The sequence below is a fragment of the Sphingobacterium spiritivorum ATCC 33861 genome (assembly GCF_000143765.1).
GTDB classification, from domain to species: Bacteria; Bacteroidota; Bacteroidia; order Sphingobacteriales; family Sphingobacteriaceae; genus Sphingobacterium; species Sphingobacterium spiritivorum.
This window is the reverse complement of sequence record NZ_GL379772.1, coordinates 316,649-334,661: the sequence shown is the minus strand read 5'-3', so window position 1 is coordinate 334,661 and position 18,013 is coordinate 316,649. Positions and strand designations below refer to the sequence as shown.

Annotated in this window: 13 protein-coding genes; 9 read left to right on the top strand and 4 right to left on the bottom strand. The window is 40.1% G+C overall.

Annotated features, from left to right (window positions below; genetic code table 11):
* The first annotated feature begins 1 nt into the window (after nt 1).
* On the top strand, nt 2–1,882 hold the full coding sequence (locus HMPREF0766_RS15910; RefSeq protein ID WP_002999398.1) for an LTA synthase family protein: 1,881 nt from the start codon (nt 2–4) through the stop codon (nt 1,880–1,882).
* Nucleotides 1,883–1,884: 2 nt separating this feature from the next.
* Nucleotides 1,885–3,822 carry an LTA synthase family protein gene (locus HMPREF0766_RS15905; protein ID WP_002999397.1) on the top strand — a complete coding sequence of 646 codons (1,938 nt, stop codon included), beginning with the start codon at nt 1,885–1,887 and terminating at the stop codon, nt 3,820–3,822.
* A 12-nt stretch (nt 3,823–3,834) separates the two neighbouring features.
* Here HMPREF0766_RS15905 and HMPREF0766_RS15900 read toward each other — a convergent pair whose 3' ends face one another.
* The 4 genes from HMPREF0766_RS15900 to HMPREF0766_RS15885 form a co-directional block, all read right to left on the bottom strand.
* A complete protein-coding gene (locus tag HMPREF0766_RS15900; protein WP_002999395.1) occupies nt 3,835–4,845 on the bottom strand; it encodes a hypothetical protein in 1,011 nt (336 codons plus the stop codon).
* 98 nt (nt 4,846–4,943) lie between these two features.
* Nucleotides 4,944–6,194, bottom strand: a complete 1,251-nt coding sequence (gene odhB / locus HMPREF0766_RS15895; RefSeq protein WP_002999393.1) for a 2-oxoglutarate dehydrogenase complex dihydrolipoyllysine-residue succinyltransferase — start codon at nt 6,192–6,194, stop codon at nt 4,944–4,946.
* 54 nt (nt 6,195–6,248) lie between these two features.
* Nucleotides 6,249–8,993 carry a 2-oxoglutarate dehydrogenase E1 component gene (locus HMPREF0766_RS15890; RefSeq protein WP_002999391.1) on the bottom strand — a complete coding sequence of 915 codons (2,745 nt, stop codon included), beginning with the start codon at nt 8,991–8,993 and terminating at the stop codon, nt 6,249–6,251.
* 204 nt (nt 8,994–9,197) lie between these two features.
* Complete coding sequence (locus HMPREF0766_RS15885; RefSeq protein ID WP_002999389.1) at nt 9,198–10,475, bottom strand: deoxyribodipyrimidine photo-lyase; 1,278 nt, start codon at nt 10,473–10,475, stop codon at nt 9,198–9,200.
* A gap of 259 nt (nt 10,476–10,734) precedes the next feature.
* Here HMPREF0766_RS15885 and HMPREF0766_RS15880 point away from each other — a divergent pair, with 259 nt between their 5' ends.
* From HMPREF0766_RS15880 to kdpA, 7 genes are all read left to right on the top strand, one after another.
* Complete coding sequence (locus HMPREF0766_RS15880) at nt 10,735–11,607, top strand: Rossmann-fold NAD(P)-binding domain-containing protein (protein WP_002999387.1); 873 nt, start codon at nt 10,735–10,737, stop codon at nt 11,605–11,607.
* An 88-nt stretch (nt 11,608–11,695) separates the two neighbouring features.
* Nucleotides 11,696–13,534 carry a UbiD family decarboxylase gene (locus HMPREF0766_RS15875; protein WP_002999385.1) on the top strand — a complete coding sequence of 613 codons (1,839 nt, stop codon included), beginning with the start codon at nt 11,696–11,698 and terminating at the stop codon, nt 13,532–13,534.
* Between the two features lie 48 nt (nt 13,535–13,582).
* Nucleotides 13,583–14,929 (top strand): sigma-54-dependent transcriptional regulator, encoded by a 1,347-nt coding sequence (locus HMPREF0766_RS15870; RefSeq protein ID WP_002999383.1) that lies wholly within the window; start codon nt 13,583–13,585, stop codon nt 14,927–14,929.
* A 297-nt stretch (nt 14,930–15,226) separates the two neighbouring features.
* On the top strand, nt 15,227–15,589 hold the full coding sequence (locus tag HMPREF0766_RS15865) for a DUF7674 family protein (protein WP_002999379.1): 363 nt from the start codon (nt 15,227–15,229) through the stop codon (nt 15,587–15,589).
* Between the two features lie 251 nt (nt 15,590–15,840).
* Nucleotides 15,841–16,173 carry a DUF7674 family protein gene (locus tag HMPREF0766_RS15855; RefSeq protein WP_002999376.1) on the top strand — a complete coding sequence of 111 codons (333 nt, stop codon included), beginning with the start codon at nt 15,841–15,843 and terminating at the stop codon, nt 16,171–16,173.
* Nucleotide 16,174: 1 nt separating this feature from the next.
* Nucleotides 16,175–16,252, top strand: coding sequence for a potassium-transporting ATPase subunit F (locus HMPREF0766_RS22740; RefSeq protein ID WP_115172024.1), 78 nt, complete (start codon nt 16,175–16,177; stop codon nt 16,250–16,252).
* Nucleotides 16,253–16,311: 59 nt separating this feature from the next.
* On the top strand, nt 16,312–18,000 hold the full coding sequence (gene kdpA, locus HMPREF0766_RS15850; RefSeq protein ID WP_002999375.1) for a potassium-transporting ATPase subunit KdpA: 1,689 nt from the start codon (nt 16,312–16,314) through the stop codon (nt 17,998–18,000).
* Nucleotides 18,001–18,013 lie beyond the last annotated feature (13 nt).

Here is an 18,013-nt window from a genome sequence, read left to right as displayed (position 1 = left end):
AATGAATGATATAACTAATGAGGTAAGGGCTCTGGTTCAATATTTTTTGTTTTGGCTTCTTATCACTTTTGTGGATCGCCTGTTATTCATCTGCTCTTTTTTTGAGAAGATAGGCTTTAATCATTTCGCTGATATTTTCCGGATTTATTATAACGGACTTTCATTAGATCTGTCTGCAGTATCCTATATTGTAGCGCTTCCTTTTTTGTTCTATAGTGTACTTTCTTTTTTTCCTAAAGTGCGCTTTTCGAGAAGATGGATAGATATCTATACCGTCAGTGTACTGACTATATATGCTATAGTAACCTTTATTAATATTAATATTTACAGGGAGTGGGGAGATAAAATTTCGCGGAGAGCTATTGATGCTTTCTGGGCATCTCCATCAGGAGCAGTTGCATCTGCTGAATCTACTCCTGTTTTTGTCCCTATTCTGGGGATGGTCGTTTTTATTTTTGTAGGATGGAAATTGTATCGGTGGATGCTGGGTAAGGTCCATTATTTTAACCTGAAGAAAGTATTACCCAATGTATTAAAATTTGTTGTCTGTGTTTTTATTCTGTTTACGTTTATACGCGGTGGATACGGACGAGCGACCTTAAATCCAAGTAAGGCTTATTTTTCGGAAACAACATTTTACAATCATGCGGCAGTGAATACGCAATGGGCACTTTTGCGGGATTATTTCAAAAGGAGTACTAAACTGAAGAATCCGTATAGTTTCTACGCGGACACGAATTCCCTGACGAAAGCATTGGAACCTGCTTTCGTTGCAAATCCGGATTCTACGGTGGAAATACTGACCAATAAGAGGCCTAATGTGGTGCTTATTCTTCTGGAAGGTTACGTTGGTGATCTGGTTGCTTCTATGGGCGGGGAGAAGGGTATTTCTCCAAATTTTGAAAAACTTATCCGCGAAGGGATATTCTTCGATCACATCTATTCTGCTTCGGATCGGTCCGATAAGGGGATGGTGGGTACGCTGAGTGCTTTCCCTGCTCAGGGACCTGAAAGCATTATCAAATATATAGATAAGCATGAGAATATGCCGGCTATAGGGCAGGAGCTGGATTCTGCGGGTTATCATACCTCTTTCTATCACGGAGGTCAGAGTGAGTTTTATAATTTCAAATCTTACATGTATATGCATGGGATTGCTAAGATTGTGGATAATGCCAATTTTGATAATCATGTTGACCGCGCTTCCTGGGGAGCGTATGATCATGAGGTGTTCAAACGTATGCTGTCTGATTTTGATAAAGAAAAAAGACCTTTCTTTTCGACGATCTTTACACTGATCAATCACGAGCCGTTTGAACTGAAGAACGGATATAAGTTTGGCAATAAGACGAATGCTGATAAATTCAGAAGTACCGCCTACTATACGGATTCGGTGATGTACGATTTTATTACAAAAGCTAAGCAGAAAGAGTGGTATAAGAACACACTTTTTGTGGTGATCGCAGATCACGGACACCGTTTGCCATCTGAGAAATGGGATCTTTCGCATCCTAATCGTTTTCATATCCCATTATTGTTTTTCGGAGATGTCATAAAACCGGAGTATAGGGGTAAAATTTACTCCCGCATAGGTAATCAGACTGATCTCGTAGCGACTTTATTGCAACAGATGGGGATATCCTCTCATCGCTATCACTGGAGCAGGGACTTGTTTAATAAGACTACTCCGCAGATTGCGTTTTATAATTCTAAGGATGCCTTTGGGGTAATTACTCCGGAGCAGGTCTTAAGTTTTGACAACATTGGTAAGATCATCAATTACAATCAAAACAGATCTTATCCTGTTGCGAAAAATGATAGTTTGTTAAATATAGCTAAAGCGTACTATCAAAAGGTTTACGATGAATTTTTGAAGTATTAGGTATGAAAGTATTGACATTAAAGCATCCGATAGCTCCTTTTATAGCTGTAGCGCTCCGTTTTTTACTGCTTTTATTTATTTATACATTATTGCGGATTGGTTTTTACTGGATTAACATTGGTTTGTTTCCTAATGTAAGCGCAGGTGAACTTTTTACCATGATGAAAGGTGGTGTCAAGTTTGATGTTGCTGCTTTGCTTTATCTCAATATTCTTTATATTCTACTCTATATTATTCCTGTTTCTTTCAAGTATAACAGTACTTACCAGCGGATAGCGAAATGGATATTTGTTATTACAAACAGTATCGGGATAGCGCTTAACCTGATCGACTATGCCTATTATCCTTTCACATTAAAGAGAACTACAGGTACTGTAATTGATCAGTTTGCCAATGAAAGTAATCTGCTGAAACTTACTTTTGATTTTTTGCTGGGCTACTGGTATCTGGTTGTGTTATTTGTCGGACTGGTTTATCTTCTGGCGAAGACGTATGACCTTATCAAGGTTGAAAAGCCTCAGGTGTTCAGCTGGAAAACAGCAGGTATTCACCTTATACTGATGTTGTTTTATGCTTTTCTGTTTATCGGGGGAGTACGTGGCGGATGGGCACACAGCACACGGCCTATAACCCTGAGCAATGCCGGAGATTATGTCAAAGTGCCTGAGGAAATGAATATTGTGCTGAATACACCTTTTTCAATATTGAAGACACTTAAGGCTGTCAATTTAAAGCCTGTTCATTACTTTGCAGATGAGGAACTGGATAAGATTTATCCGACTATTCATCAGCCTGCAGATACGGCTTCATTCCGTAATCTTAATGTAGTTTTCCTGATTTTGGAGAGTTATGCAAAGGAGCATATTGGCGCTTTGAACAGAGATATTCAGAACGGACAATACAAAGGATATACTCCGTTTCTGGATTCGCTGATCGGACAGGCTTATACTTTTGATCATTCTTATGCAAACGGGCGTAAATCTATAGATGCTTTGCCTTCTGTGATTACGGGCATTCCTTCGGTTGGGGAACCTTTTGTACTCTCTATCTATTCGGGTAATGAAACAACGAGTATTGCAAAACTGCTGGGTGATAAGGGCTATGAAACAGCATTTTTCCATGGTGCTCCCAATGGAAGTATGGGCTTTTCAGCATATACCCGACTGGCTGGGATCAAGAATTATTTCGGTAAGAACGAATATAATAATGATGCGGATTTTGACGGAATATGGGGAATCTGGGATGAACCGTTTATGCAGTTTATGGCAAATAAGATAAACACCTTCAAACAGCCTTTTTTTGCCAGTTTCTTTTCTTTGTCCTCACACCATCCTTTTAAGGTTCCGGAGAAGTATAAAGGTGTTTTTCCAAAAGGACCTTTAGAAGTACAGGAGCCTGTGGGATATACGGATCATGCCTTGAAGGAATTTTTTACTACAGCATCAAAAATGCCCTGGTACAAAAATACATTGTTTGTAATCTGTGCCGATCATGCTACTGTAAGTTACCTTCCGGAATATAAGACATTGCCAAATGCATATGCAATCCCGATTATATTCTATTATCCGGGCGGAAATCTCAAGGGGCGCTCATCAAAGCTCATTCAGCAAACGGATATTATGCCAACGGTACTAAGTTACCTTCATTATGATAAACCTTATTTTTCATTTGGTTTTAACGGATTTGATGAACAGCAGCATGACAACTTTGTGGTCAATAACAATTCGGGATCTTTTAATTTCTATTACAAGGATTACTTTATGACCTATGACAGCAAAGGTCCGCTGACGTTATTTAATCTGAAAGAGGACCGGTTTATGAAAACCGATCTGTTTAAGCAACATCCTCCTGTTCTGGATACAATGGAAACCAAAATGAAAGCCTTTATACAGCAATACAACAATCGTATGATCGGGAATAAGCTGACATATAAGAAGTAAATTACTGTTTGTTTACTTTTTATTTACACGAATAGCTCTGTTCAAAAGATAACGCAGTGTAAACATTTGCTGGTTGTCTATCCGGCCGGGAGTAAAATGCAAAGCGAGTTTGAGTGTACCCTGAATATTGGCCGATTGAATTGGAGACCATCCCACATCAAGCCGGTCATATGTACTGTATCTGTAATAACTGTCTGCATAAGGTGTATTTTGACTTCCTCCTTTATAGAATGTATTTTCTAATGAAAAGGACTTAAAAGCCATATAGACATTAGCAATGAACCCTTTCTTTACTCTAAAATCATATTGGGATCTTATCCGGTCTATACCCATCATTATACCGGCATCTATTATTAAAGAATCTAAAGGAGTTTTGTTTGTCAGATTGCTTCCCAGTTTGAATATGCCGACGCCATTATCCTGAATGTGTTCATCAATATTACTATTCGCGGAAAGAGCATTATGCCATAAAATGAGATCGTCCGAAAAGTAAAAATCGCCAACTGTTACTTTTCCATTCATACCGACCAAAAATTCTTCACGGTATTTGTCAGATTGTTTGCTGGTCCAGTCTATAAATAGCCTTTGCTGAAAATGATCGTTTCTGTACGCCAGCATCATTCCTTCAATATTGGGTCTGAAGTAGATGAGGGTGTCATTGAGAATAGCGCGTGGGGTATTCTTCATCAGATCGTAACGTGGAATATGGCCTATGGAGAAATCAAAGTTTTCATTTTTGTAATTATAGTAAATAATGGGTCTCAACATGGGGTTTTTATGCTCTCTTTCTCCGAATTCCTGAGCTACATGTATTCCTCCATGTACAGTATGATTGTCGCTCAGTTTGAAGTAGAGTTCAGGCGATATACGCGTTCCGAAGATTGTTTTGGATTCTGTATATGGAGCTTTAAATTCTCTGTTATCAGCGTATCCCAGAAAATCTATTTGATAACCAACATTCTGCGCATTGGAATTTGTATATAATAATAACAAGAGGAGTGACGTAATTAATCTTCTAACCATAAGTGTAGAGATTTTAGCAAGTAAGAAAATAAGGAACGGAAACAGGCTATAGTGTTAGTATAGCCTGTAGTATTGTTTTATGGAATGTGACTAAAGAACTATACTTCTAATAGTAATCTAGCAGGATCTTCCAGTAATTGTTTTACACGTACCAGGAAGCTAACAGACTCACGTCCGTCAATAATACGGTGATCATATGATAATGCGATATACATCATCGGACGGATTACTACCTGTCCGTTTTCCGCAACAGGGCGTTGGATGATATTGTGCATTCCCAGGATTGCAGATTGAGGAGCGTTGATAATAGGAGTGGACATCATAGATCCGAATACACCACCATTTGTAATGGTAAATGTTCCTCCTGTCATTTCTTCAATAGTCAATTTGTTGTCGCGGGCTTTACCTGCTAATTCTCCGATTTTTTTCTCGATTTCATGTAGAGAAAGAGATTCTGCATTACGGATGATCGGTACAACTAATCCTTTTGGTGCTGATACAGCGATAGAGATATCTGCAAAGTCAGAGTATACCAGTTCGTTTTCTTCGATACGGGCATTTACTGCAGGCCACTCTTTTAGTGCTGTTGTAACTGCTTTTGTAAAGAATGACATAAATCCAAGACCTACACCATGTTTCTCTTTGAATGTATCTTTGTATTTAGCGCGCAGATCCATGATCGGCTGCATGTTGACTTCATTGAATGTAGTCAGCATAGCTGTCTCGTTCTTCACTGCTACCAGACGTTTAGCAATGGTTTTACGTAAAGAAGTCATTTTCTCACGACGCTCGTTGCGTGCACCGGCAACCGCAGGAGCTGGTGTAGCAGCAGGAGCAGAAGTTGTTGACTGAGCTGCTGCAGGTTTAGCACCGGCCTGCGCTTTTTCAGCATCTTCTTTTGTGATACGGCCATCTTTTCCTGTACCTTTTACAGCAGCAGGATCGATTCCTTTTTCTCTTAATATCTTAGCAGCAGCGGGAGATGCAGTACCTGCAGCATATGAATTTTGATCTTCATCGTCTGAAGCCGCTGGCGCAGATGTAGATGCAGCAGGCTGTGCAGCAGCTTTGGTTTCTTCTGCTTTAGGGGCAGCATCACCACCGGCAGGTGCAGATCCTTCTTCGATTGTACATACTACAGCACCAATTTCTAAAGTATCTCCTTCTTGTGCAATTATTTTCAAGATACCGGCTTTCTCTGCAGGTAATTCGAATGTTGCTTTATCAGATTCCAATTCGGCGATGTTTTCATCCATTTCTACATAATCGCCATCTTGTTTCAACCATTGTGCTAAGGTTACTTCCGTAATCGATTCACCTACGGCTGGTACTTTGATTTCTAAGCTCATATATTCTCTTTTTGTGAACAACAGCTGATGCCAGGATCAGCTGCTGTTTATGTTTTATTTTTTTAATTCGAATGCTTTATTAATAATGGCAGCCTGCTGCGTAGCGTGTTGCTTCATATACCCCGTTGCTGTACTTCCGCTTTCTTCTCTTGCGATAACAGTCAGATTGAGATCTGAACCATTGAATTTACGCAAATAGAATGGCCATGCCCCCATATTTTCGTTTTCTTCCTGTACCCAGATAAATTCTGCTTTCGCATATTTTTTACGCAATGCTGCGATCTGATCAAAGGCCACAGGGAAGAGTTGTTCTATTCTAACAATCGCCACGTCATTTCGTTTGTCTGCTTCTTGTTTTTCCAATAATTCGTAGTAGATCTTACCTGAACAAAGGATAACACGTTTTACAGATTTCGCTGTTACGTTTGGATCGTCGATTACTTCCTGGAAAGCTCCTTCAGTGAAATCTTCTAATGTTGATACCGCTTTTGGATGACGAAGCAGACTTTTAGGGGTAGCTTCTACCAATGGTTTGCGGAAGTCTCTGTGTAACTGACGACGCAACAGATGGAAATAGTTTGCAGGAGTTGTACAGTTCGCTACGATGATATTATTGTTGGCACACAGCTCCAGATAACGTTCAATACGTGCTGAAGAGTGTTCAGGTCCTTGTCCTTCATAACCGTGAGGCAATAACATAATAAGGCCATTAGAACGTCTCCATTTTGTCTCTGCACTGGAAATATACTGGTCAAAGATAATCTGAGCACCATTTGCAAAGTCACCGAACTGTGCTTCCCAGATGGTCAGTGAATGTGGATTGACAGAAGCATATCCATACTCAAATCCTAATACGCCGTATTCTGAAAGGTGCGAGTTGTAGATGTTGAATTTGTCACCACCTTCGATATTTGCTAAAGGCACATATTTTTCTTCCGAATCTTCCAGTGTCACTACGGCATGACGGTGCGAGAATGTACCACGTTGTACGTCCTGACCCGAAATACGGACACGGTTTCCTTCATTCAGAAGTGTAGCATAGGCCATCAGTTCTCCCATTGCCCAGTCATAATTGTTATTTTCAATCATTTTGAGACGATCTTCAAACACTTTCGTGATTTTACGGAAGAATTTTTTATCGGATGGAAGTGTGCTGATTTGTTTGGCAAGTTCCAGAAATTTCTTCTTGTCTACTTTTGTATTTGCAACTTTGAAGATATCATTGGCTTTTGCCTGACGAAGTCCTTTCCATGCTCCTGAGAACATCGGTGTTTCATCATTTAATTTCTGAGATTCCTTAGCTTCATCCAGACGACTCTGTAGCAGGCTGCGGAATTCTTTTTCCATTTCTTTTGCCAGATTGGCATCTACACTGCCCTGATCCAGTAATTTTTGTGCATAGATCTCACGCGGATTGGCGTGTTTTTCTATCGCTTTATAAAGCAAGGGTTGTGTAAATTTAGGCTCATCAGCTTCGTTATGACCGAATCTTCTGTAGCACAACAGATCTATAAATACATCTGTTTTATATTTTTGACGGTATTCTACTGCCAGATTGATAGCGTATACCAATGCTTCTACATCATCTCCGTTCACATGGAATACAGGAGATAATGTTACTTTAGCAATATCGGTACAGTATGTTGATGAACGTGCATCTTTAAAGTTGGTTGTAAAACCTACCTGGTTGTTGATAACAATGTGGATCGTTCCCCCGGTTTTGTAACCATCCAGTTTGGACATCTGGATGACTTCGTATACGATACCTTGTCCCGCTACAGCTGCATCTCCATGAATCATAATCGGAGCGATCTTAGATGAATCGCCTTCATATTTCATATCGATCTTGGAGCGTACCATACCTTCGATGATAGCATCTACTGTTTCTAAGTGAGAAGGGTTTGGAGCAAGGCTTAAGTGTACGGATTTACCGTCATCAGTTTTTACATCGGATGAGAATCCCAAGTGGTATTTCACATCACCTCCAAAGTGGATTTCAGGATCCTCCTCTAACATCTTGCCTTCGAATTCAGAGAAAATCGTTTTGTACGATTTACCCATGATATTGGCCAGTACATTCAGACGGCCACGGTGAGCCATACCTAATACAAATTCCTGTATTCCGATTTCTGAACCTTTTTCAATGATAGAATCCAGTGCAGGTATCAGACTCTCTGCTCCTTCAAGAGAAAAACGTTTCTGACCCAAAAATTTGGTTCCCAGAAAATTCTCAAAAATTACAGCTTCATTTAATTTTTTAAGGATACGTTTTTTCTTATCCAAAGAGAAGTTTGGCGTACTGCGTTCTACTTCCATTTTGTCCTGAAGAAACTTGATTTTCTCCGGGTTACGGATATAACGAAATTCGGCACCGATAGATCGACAATAAGTGTCTTCGATCAGCTGACGGATATCTCTGAGTTTCGCAGGGCCTAAACCTACTTCTACACCGGCATTGAATACAGTATCCATATCAGCCTCTGAGAGACCAAATGTTTCTAATTCTTTACCTGGAAAATATTTACGACGTTCACGGACAGGATTAGTTTCGGTAAACAGGTGACCACGGTCTCTGTATCCGTTGATCATGTTCAGTACATTGATTTCTTTTAAGAAATGTTCCGGTGCAGCACCTGCTTCTCCTGAGATAGCACCTTTTTCTTCTGTCAATCCAAAATCAAATCCTTCAAAAAACTTTTGCCAACCAAAATCAACGGATTGCGGATCTTGTTTATAAGCTTGGTACATACCGTCAATATAGCTTGAATCGGCGTTGCTCAAATATGTTAAATTGTCCATTTAGAAACGTAAAAGTATAATTTTGCCAAAGTTAGGAATTATAAAAGAGTTTTGGCTAATCATTTGTCAGAAAATAGTATGTTTTTAAAGTTCATAATGAGAGTATTGACCTTTTCAACGCATGTTTTCGAAAAACTGTATTGCTCCGGTCAAATACTTTTTAAATCTGTCGGTTTTGACTCTTTTGACTTTTAGTTTATTTGTTTAAGCCACAATATTTTGATCAAAGAAAGGGATTTCCAGTCCGTTCGGATAACTATTCTTCATTTGAACTTCCCAGGATGCCGGAGTATTGTTTTTAATGCTCGTTCCTACGCCTGCATAATGTGCCCAATATCCGTATGTGGTAGCAGGAGCATAGTCTATGAGCATATCCTCAAAATAGGAAGCACCTTTTCTCCAGTCTCCCTGATATTCCTGAACAAAAAACAGGCTGACTATTTTTTTGATGTCTGACGGCAGATTGCCTGTTTGTGACAGAAACTGCATGGCTTTATCAATAAATTCATAGCCTGTCTGGCCGGATTGCCACTTTTTCAGATCTTCCGGGTTGGTTTCGACATTTGAATATTCACTCTTGCCTGTTCCGTTTTTCTTAAAGAATACATTCGGATATTTTTTAAGCATAAAACGGAAGTAGTCTCTCCACAGTAGCTGTGCAGTCAATTTTTCTGTTCTTTTTTTATTCAGGACAAGTTTTGCATCTTTTATTTTATGATAAAGATATATAGGGGATAGTGCACCTGCAGCAATGTAAGGTGACAGCATCATATAGTCCAACTGCTCATTGAATTGTCCTGATAGTACTTCTTCAACTTTTTTGAGGGCTTCATCTTCTCCTCCGCGCAGATGGATGGGGTTATTATTTGCAGTTTGTATTTCCTCGGTCGTATATCCCAGTTCCTCCAGTGTCGGTATAGTCGTTTTTTCCAGATGTGGGTGCGTTACCATTACTTCCGGAGTCGGGAAGGGTTGCCTTACTGTACTTTCTCTTTCTATTTTCTTTTTGAATACCATGAAATCATTGGGGATATCACGGATAGGAAAAGGAAGGTCTTCTTTGTGGTATAAGGTGTGTCCGATAAAATGTTTTAGATTGATCTTGAGTTTCCAGAGTGCGGTTTCTACGTTTTCAGAAATTATGGTTTCACGTGATGCGACCTCGCGATGGTGAAAAACTTCATTGACTTCGTATTTGGCAGCGAGTCTGGGGATGATTTCTTCAGGATAGCCGACAAAGCTCATTAAATCACAACCCATCGCCACAAATTTTTCCTTCAACTCTCTTACCGCATCCAGAATAAAGCGTGCTCTGTGAACCCCTGTCTTCCGATGACCACTTGATTTTTTGGAAAAATAACGGGGATCAAAGCAATAAACAGGAATAATAATAGGACTTTTACTGACTGTTTCAAAAAGAATCTCATTGTCATGAAAACGAAGGTCGTTTCTAAACCAAATAAGAGTCACTTTACTTTCCATAAAACTTTTCTTAAACACTCCAACAAGTTATGTTGAATCTTTCTAAATAACTACAAATATACATTATTTATTAGGTTATAGAGGCCAGTTTTAATTCAATTGTGCTATAATTGACAATATTCGGACATTTTTTTGTACGGGTAGTTTTTGAAGGAGTTTTGTAACATTTAAAGTTTTCCTAAACATAAATAGCCTACAGATGTTCCTTCTTTAACAAAAACTGATTGAGGAACATTCAACTAAACAAATTCAAACCGGAATGAAAGAAGTGCTGATATGCGGATTGAACAATTATCTGGGAAAGAGAGCTGCTGCACATCTTGCTAACCAAGAGCTGCATGTGACAGCTATAACCCGTAATACGGAACTCTTTTATTCCCGAACACCTGAGCCGGTGACGGCAGAATTGTATCCTGTAGACCTGATACGCAGAACAGGGGATTATGATCATTTCCAGATCAAACATCTGGATGCTGCAATTTATTTTGCTCAGGTCCCAACCTTGAACGACGCTGTCAATATAAAAATGGAAATGGTAGCCCTGCGTAATTTTATAGAACTGGTCAGAAGGCAGAGTTGTTGGCGTATTACGTATGTAGCACGTCTGATGGACAAAAAACATCTTCGTCCAATAATAGATCTTTTCAATGCACAACATATACAATATACTATTGTGCTGAATAACTGTGCGGTAGGAATGGGGTCTATGCTGGATAATATATTCAAAGTACTGGAACAACAGAAAGTGGTTGCTTACGTCGGCCGGATTGCTAAAATCCGCTTTCAGCCTATTGCCGCTTTAGACGTAATCCGTTGGTTGCAAAAAATGTTGAAAATGGATGTGTTTACAGATAAAGTAATCGAACTGGGAGGCCCTTCCGTTGTCAGCTTCCGTGACTTTTTTAATCTTTATGCACGCTTTAGCCCGGATAAGGCTCCTCCTCGAACGTTGATACTTCCCAAGCCTTTGGTCAAAGCGATATTTACAAAATTATATGATATCAACGGGGAAGATTTTGAGGAATTCAGGCAGGTTATCCGCTATGAAGATATTGTCGATAATCAGCATTGGCAGCAGTTGATGCCGCTGGAACTCACTCCGCTGGAACAAGCGATCGAACAGGATTGCTAAGTTGTCACTGTTATTTTGATAATTCTGTCAAAATAAGCCTTTACTTGGTATATTCTGCTATTTTTGTAATCTTCAAGATACGACAGTTATGGGATATAAAAGTTTAGCGGAATGTGTGCTAGATCTGGAAAGACATGGCCACCTGATACGAATAAAAGAAGAAGTAGATCCTCATCTGGAGATGGCAGCTATTCACATGCGTGTGTTTGACAAGGAAGGACCAGCTTTATTTTTTGAACGGATTAAAGGTTCTGAATTTCCTGCCGTTTCCAATCTTTTCGGTACACTGGAACGTTCAAAGTTTATGTTCCGGGATTCTTTGGATCACCTCAAAAAGCTTGTGGACGTCAAAATGAATCCTGCTGCTGTACTTAAAAATCCTTTTCAATATGTAGGTTCCTCTATGACTGCACTGGGTGCTCTCCCCTGGAAACGCAAGAGCGGAGCCCCGATTCTGTATGGTAAAACGCAGATCAGCAAGTTGCCGCAAATAGTGAACTGGCCAATGGATGGAGGTGCTTTTGTCACGATGCCTCAGGTATATACCGAAGATGTAAGCAAACCTGGTATTATGAATGCTAATCTGGGTATGTATCGCATACAATTATCCGGAAATGAATATGTACCGGACAGGGAGATTGGTTTGCATTATCAGTTGCACAGGGGAATAGGTGTACATCAGACTAAGGCAAATGAACTTGGGATACCTCTGAAAGTAAGTATCTTTGTAGGCGGACCGCCGTCTCATCCTTTATCTGCCGTAATGCCGCTTCCCGAAGGATTATCTGAGATGATTTTTGCCGGTGCCCTGGGTAACAGAAGATTCCGATATTTCTATGATGAAGAAGGCTTTTGTATCTCTGCTGATGCAGATTTTGTGATCACAGGTACAGTATATCCTAATGAAAACAAACCTGAAGGTCCGTTTGGAGATCACATTGGTTATTATAGTCTGACACATCCTTTTCCGTTGATGCGTGTACATAATGTATACCACAAAAAAAATCCGATATGGTCGTTTACTGTGGTAGGAAGACCTCCTCAGGAAGATACAAGTTTTGGAGCGTTGATCCATGAGATCACCGGTTCTGCAATTCCGCAGGAGATCAATGGATTGCATGCGGTGAATGCTGTGGATCCGGCAGGGGTACATCCTTTGCTGTTTGCTATAGGTTCTGAACGGTATACCCCTTATCAGCAAGTGGATCGCCCGCAGGAAATCCTTACTATTGCTAATCAGATACTGGGAAAGAATCAATTGAGCCTTGCTAAATATCTTTTTATTTCTGCTTATGAAGATAATCCGAAGCTGGATATCCACAATATCCCTCAGTTTTTCGGACATATATTAGAGCGTATAGACCTTACACGTGATATTCATTTTCAGACGAATACGACGATTGATACGCTGGATTATTCGGGAGATGGGCTGAATGCCGGGTCAAAGGTGGTATTTGCCGCTGCCGGAACAAAGAAAAGAACGCTGGCTACTGAGCTTCCGGCCGGATTTGAGCTGGCAAGACCTTTTCAACATGCACGTATGGCGATACCGGGAGTGCTGATGGTGGAAGGCAGTGCATTTACAAATTATGAACAGGAGCAATCCGTTATAGAGGAGTGGTGTAATCAGGTCACTCATCTGGACTGGACTGGTATACCGATGATCGTATTGACAGATGATGCCGGCTTCGCTGCAGAGACAGTCAATAACTTTGTGTGGGTAACTTTCACTCGTAGCAATCCTGCCTATGATATTTATGGTATCGGTAGTTTTACCAGATTCAAGCACTGGGGCTGTGAAGGTCCGTTTATTATTGATGCGCGAAGTAAACCTCATCATGCTCCTGCACTGATCAAAGATGAAGCGTTAGAACGCAGAGTCGATACATTGGGTGAAAAGGGAGGATCGCTGTACGGTATTATTTAAATTAGAGATATCTGTTAAGGATATGTAGAACATTAATATTTAAGAACTGTGAAACGTGTACTCTTAATCGATGACGAGCATAAATTGCGGACACTGCTTGCCCGTATTATAGGGCTTGAAGGTGAAGGCTATGAAGTGACTGAGGTGGATAGTCTCAAACCTGCACTCAAACAACTGAATAAAACAGATTATGATGTGGTGCTGTGCGATGTCAAATTGCCGGATGGGGATGGCGTAAGTTTTATTCCGCAGATCAAAGCTGTGCAGCCATTTGCAGAGGTAATTCTGCTGACTGCATATGGTAATATTCCCGATGGTGTGAAAGCGATTAAAAACGGTGCATTTGATTATATTACCAAAGGGGATGATAATCACCGGATCATTCCGTTGCTGAATAAAGCATATGATAAGGCGTCTCTGGCAAAACGTGTTCATCAACTGGAGCTTAAGATTGAGAAGAAGTATTCTTTTGAAAGTATTATCGGAAAATCCAAAGCTGTATTACAGGCGGTGTCTTTAGGAAAGAAAGTAGCTCCTATGGACACGACGGTCTTGCTGCTGGGAGAGACCGGGACCGGAAAGGAAGTATTTGCGCAGGCTATCCATTATGAGAGCAACCGAAAGAACAAGCCTTTTGTGGCTATTAACTGTTCTGCATTTGGAAGAGAGATTCTGGAAAGCGAACTGTTTGGTCATAAAGAAGGATCTTTTACAGGTGCAACCAAAGATAAAAAAGGTCTTTTTGAAGAGGCAAATACCGGCACTATATTTCTGGATGAAATAGGAGAGATGTCTGTAGATTTGCAGGCAAAGCTGTTGCGTGTGCTGGAATCCGGAGAGTTTTTGAAAGTCGGAGATACTAAACCTACACGAGTAGATGTGCGTGTACTGGCTGCTACTAATCGTAATCTGGAAGAGGAGATAGCAAAAGAACATTTCCGAAGCGATCTTTACTATCGGCTGTCTGTATTTACGATTACGCTACCTCCTTTGCGGGAACGACAAGAAGATATAGCATTACTGGCGAAGTATTATATGCAGATATATGCCCTTAAAGCCAATTTAAGTACGATGACATGTACACCGGATTACTTAGCTGCGCTGAAGAATTATTCGTGGAAAGGCAATATCAGAGAATTAAAAAATATTATCGAACGGAGCGTGATCGTATCAGATGGAAATGTGCTGGATATGACCTGTCTGCCGGATGAATTTAATAGAATAGACAGACAATTGCATCAACAGTCGCCCTTCTCTATGGCATTGGCGGAGCAGGCACATATCCAAAATGTATTACTCCATACACATGGAAATAAGGCTGAAGCTGCCCGGCTAATGGGGATCGGTATTGCTACGCTCTATCGTAAAATAGACGAGTATAAAATCAGTATATAAGATCTGTTCCGGAATATATAACCCATTTATGAAGCGTCTGTTGGGCTTTCAAATACTTACTGATCTGGGACAGTAATAACAGAAGATCAGCATACTTCCTGTACAGGAAGAAATAAATTAATCCTTCCATTTTAATAATGAGCCTATCATTTTGATAGGCTTTTTTATGTCTTAAATTTTGACAAACTCATTTTTTTAATTGATTTTCAATTGGTTGTATTTTTTATTGTTCGGTTGGTCTCTCTTTTGGCATAAGGGATTTCAAATCAGATAACATAAAATATAAATTTTATACCGATGAAAATTATTCACAAATCAGATCTGCTTCCTCTTATTTCGGCCGAGATCCCCGAAGTCAGTGAGGAAGTTAACAGACTTAGTTCGAGGGAGAATATCGCAGGTGCTATTCAGATCGTAGTCACTTTTATGAAAGATATGCTTCAGCATCATAATCTGCCTCGTGTGCGCTGGAGCATGATGTTTATGGGATGGCTTTACGGGAGAAGTGATGCTGCGGTGAAAGAGATTATCGAAAATCTCTTTGTACGTTCATTCAATGGAATGAAACGTATCTGTAATCCGCAGGAATGGCAATCGGTAGAGACTAAGATCCCTTATTCATTGCGTTCAGTTTATATCCGTCAACTTTCATCATTATAATCATGAAATCCGCATGTACTTATCAGGATAAGAGAAAGATTGTTGGCAGATGGAGCAAGGTCAGACCCTTCCGTCTGTTGATCTATCTTTTTATTTACATAATCCTGGTCGGTTCATCTTACAGATTTATGTGTCAATATCTACACTTACCCATGCTTACAGTCTTATTAATTATAGCAGGCATTATATGTTTTGCGCTGTTCTATAAATCCATCAATTTTTTTGATAAAATCTAATTATTCATTCGCGATATGGAAACTAAAGTTATTAAAACAATCCGTGAATGGCTTCCACAGGTTATCCATGAGCAGATCTGCGATGATTACACTGCTTTGCAATCACTGGCAGGTTATTTTTTGCAGCATATTCATGGTGATGAAGACCAACAGGCAATGGCTATTGAAGCCGCCCAGATTGTCAATATTCTATATCTGAACGGAAAGCTGCACGATAAAAATGCTATTGAAAATGAGTTTCTAAGCATTATAGCAAATGAGGAAACTCCAAAAAGTCTGAAGAAACACCTGGCATTTTTTCCAAAAGAACTGAGACAGGTGTATTTGAAAACAATAATTGAAAATTAACATGGCCGCATTATTTATTATCTCGATTCTGGTATTTGTATACATCTGTTATGTGTTACTCAAACCAGAAAAATTTTAAGTCAGTATTTACAGTTTGTATGTCTTATTACGCAGCAACAAATAATCTAAAACAATAATATGAACACAGAAATTTTAGGTATAGTCTTTATGTTTGCCCTGACGGTCATTCTGGCTATACCTTTTGGAAAATATATCGCTAAAGTTTTTGGAAATGAAAAAACATGGCTTGACCCTGTTTTCAATCCGCTGGAGAGATTAATATTCCGTACCAGCGGTATTGATCAGCATCAGGAAATGAACTGGAAACAGCATATGGCTGCATTGCTGACCATTAATATGCTTTGGTTTTTGGTGGGTATGCTTATCCTTATGACACAGCAGTGGTTACCTTTAAATCCGGATAACAATCCCAATATGTCAGCACATCTGGCTTTTAATACCACTATCTCTTTTGTCGTCAATTGTAATCTTCAGCATTATTCGGGAGAGACTGGTGTGAGTTATCTGAGTCAATTCTGGCTGATGTTTCTGCAATTTGTAAGTTCAGGTACAGGTATGGCTGCCGGGGTTGTCCTTTTCAAAGCATTCCGCGAAAAGAGAAGTGATACACTGGGTAATTTCTACAACTTTTTTGTTAAATCCTGTACGCGTATTCTACTTCCGCTATCGATTGTCGTGGCATTGATCCTGGTCTTTAACGGTACGCCAATGACATTCAACGGAAAAGACAGTATGACTACGCTGGAGGGCAAGACTGTAGAGGTGTCTACGGGTCCGGCTGCGGGTTTTATTGCTATCAAACATGTGGGAACTAACGGAGGTGGTTTTTTTGGTGTCAATTCTAATCATCCGTTTGAAAATCCGAATTATCTGACCAATATCACAGAGATGTTTGCACAGATGATCATTCCGTTAGCGATGATCTTTGCCTTTGGCTATTTTATACGACGGAAAAAACTTTCCTGGATGATTTTCGGGGTTATGACTATAGGATTCTTACTGCTGGTCATTCCGAATATTATAATGGAAGCAAAAGGTAACCCGGCAATAAGCGGAATGGGTATTGATATTTCTTCCGGTAATACGGAAGGAAAAGAAACCCGGTTTGGGGCCATTGCTTCCGGTTACTGGAGTATTGCGACCACGGTGATCTCTACCGGATCTATCAATGCTATGCATGACAGTACTATGCCTCTCAGTGGTATGAATGAATTGTTGGCAATGATGATTAATGCCTTCTATGGCGGAAACGGAGTGGGACTGCTGAACTTCTTTATTTTTATTATTCTGGGTGTGTTTATCAGCGGTCTGATGGTCGGAAGGACTCCGGAATTTCTGGGTAAGAAAATTGAAGCCCGTGAAATGAAGATTGCTATGATTATTGCGCTTTTGCATCCTTTCCTGATTCTGGTGGGAACAGCCCTTGCAAGTGCATTCCCTGCTTACGGATTAGCAACATTGAACAATCCGGGTTTTCATGGTTTCAGTGAAATGCTCTATGAATATACGTCTTCAGCCGCGAATAACGGTAGTGGATTTGAAGGATTGGGTGACAACACGTTGTGGTGGAATGTCAGCACCGGGTTTGTATTGATTCTGAGCCGTTTCCTGCCCATTATAGGACCTGTAGCAATTGCAGGACTGCTGGCCTCTAAAAATTATATTCCTGAGGGTTCCGGAACATTAAAAACAGATACTGCGACATTCGGACTGATGGTTTTTGCGGTAATCGTTATTGTCGCAGCCCTTGCTTTCTTTCCGGCATTGACACTGGGGCCTATCGCCGAACATTTTTCACTAAACTAAGCTATGGCTCATT

Bases quoted from the DNA above. Each gene is read 5' to 3' on its own strand.
- HMPREF0766_RS15910 (WP_002999398.1), top strand. From the start codon at position 2: ATGAATGATATAACTAATGAGGTAAGGGCTCTGGTTCAATATTTTTTG.
- HMPREF0766_RS15905 (WP_002999397.1), top strand. From the start codon at position 1,885: ATGAAAGTATTGACATTAAAGCATCCGATAGCTCCTTTTATAGCTGTA.
- HMPREF0766_RS15900 (WP_002999395.1), bottom strand. From the start codon at position 4,845: ATGGTTAGAAGATTAATTACGTCACTCCTCTTGTTATTATTATATACA.
- odhB (WP_002999393.1), bottom strand. From the start codon at position 6,194: ATGAGCTTAGAAATCAAAGTACCAGCCGTAGGTGAATCGATTACGGAA.
- HMPREF0766_RS15890 (WP_002999391.1), bottom strand. From the start codon at position 8,993: ATGGACAATTTAACATATTTGAGCAACGCCGATTCAAGCTATATTGAC.
- HMPREF0766_RS15885 (WP_002999389.1), bottom strand. From the start codon at position 10,475: ATGGAAAGTAAAGTGACTCTTATTTGGTTTAGAAACGACCTTCGTTTT.
- HMPREF0766_RS15880 (WP_002999387.1), top strand. From the start codon at position 10,735: ATGAAAGAAGTGCTGATATGCGGATTGAACAATTATCTGGGAAAGAGA.
- HMPREF0766_RS15875 (WP_002999385.1), top strand. From the start codon at position 11,696: ATGGGATATAAAAGTTTAGCGGAATGTGTGCTAGATCTGGAAAGACAT.
- HMPREF0766_RS15865 (WP_002999379.1), top strand. From the start codon at position 15,227: ATGAAAATTATTCACAAATCAGATCTGCTTCCTCTTATTTCGGCCGAG.
- HMPREF0766_RS15855 (WP_002999376.1), top strand. From the start codon at position 15,841: ATGGAAACTAAAGTTATTAAAACAATCCGTGAATGGCTTCCACAGGTT.
- HMPREF0766_RS22740 (WP_115172024.1), top strand. From the start codon at position 16,175: ATGGCCGCATTATTTATTATCTCGATTCTGGTATTTGTATACATCTGT.
- kdpA (WP_002999375.1), top strand. From the start codon at position 16,312: ATGAACACAGAAATTTTAGGTATAGTCTTTATGTTTGCCCTGACGGTC.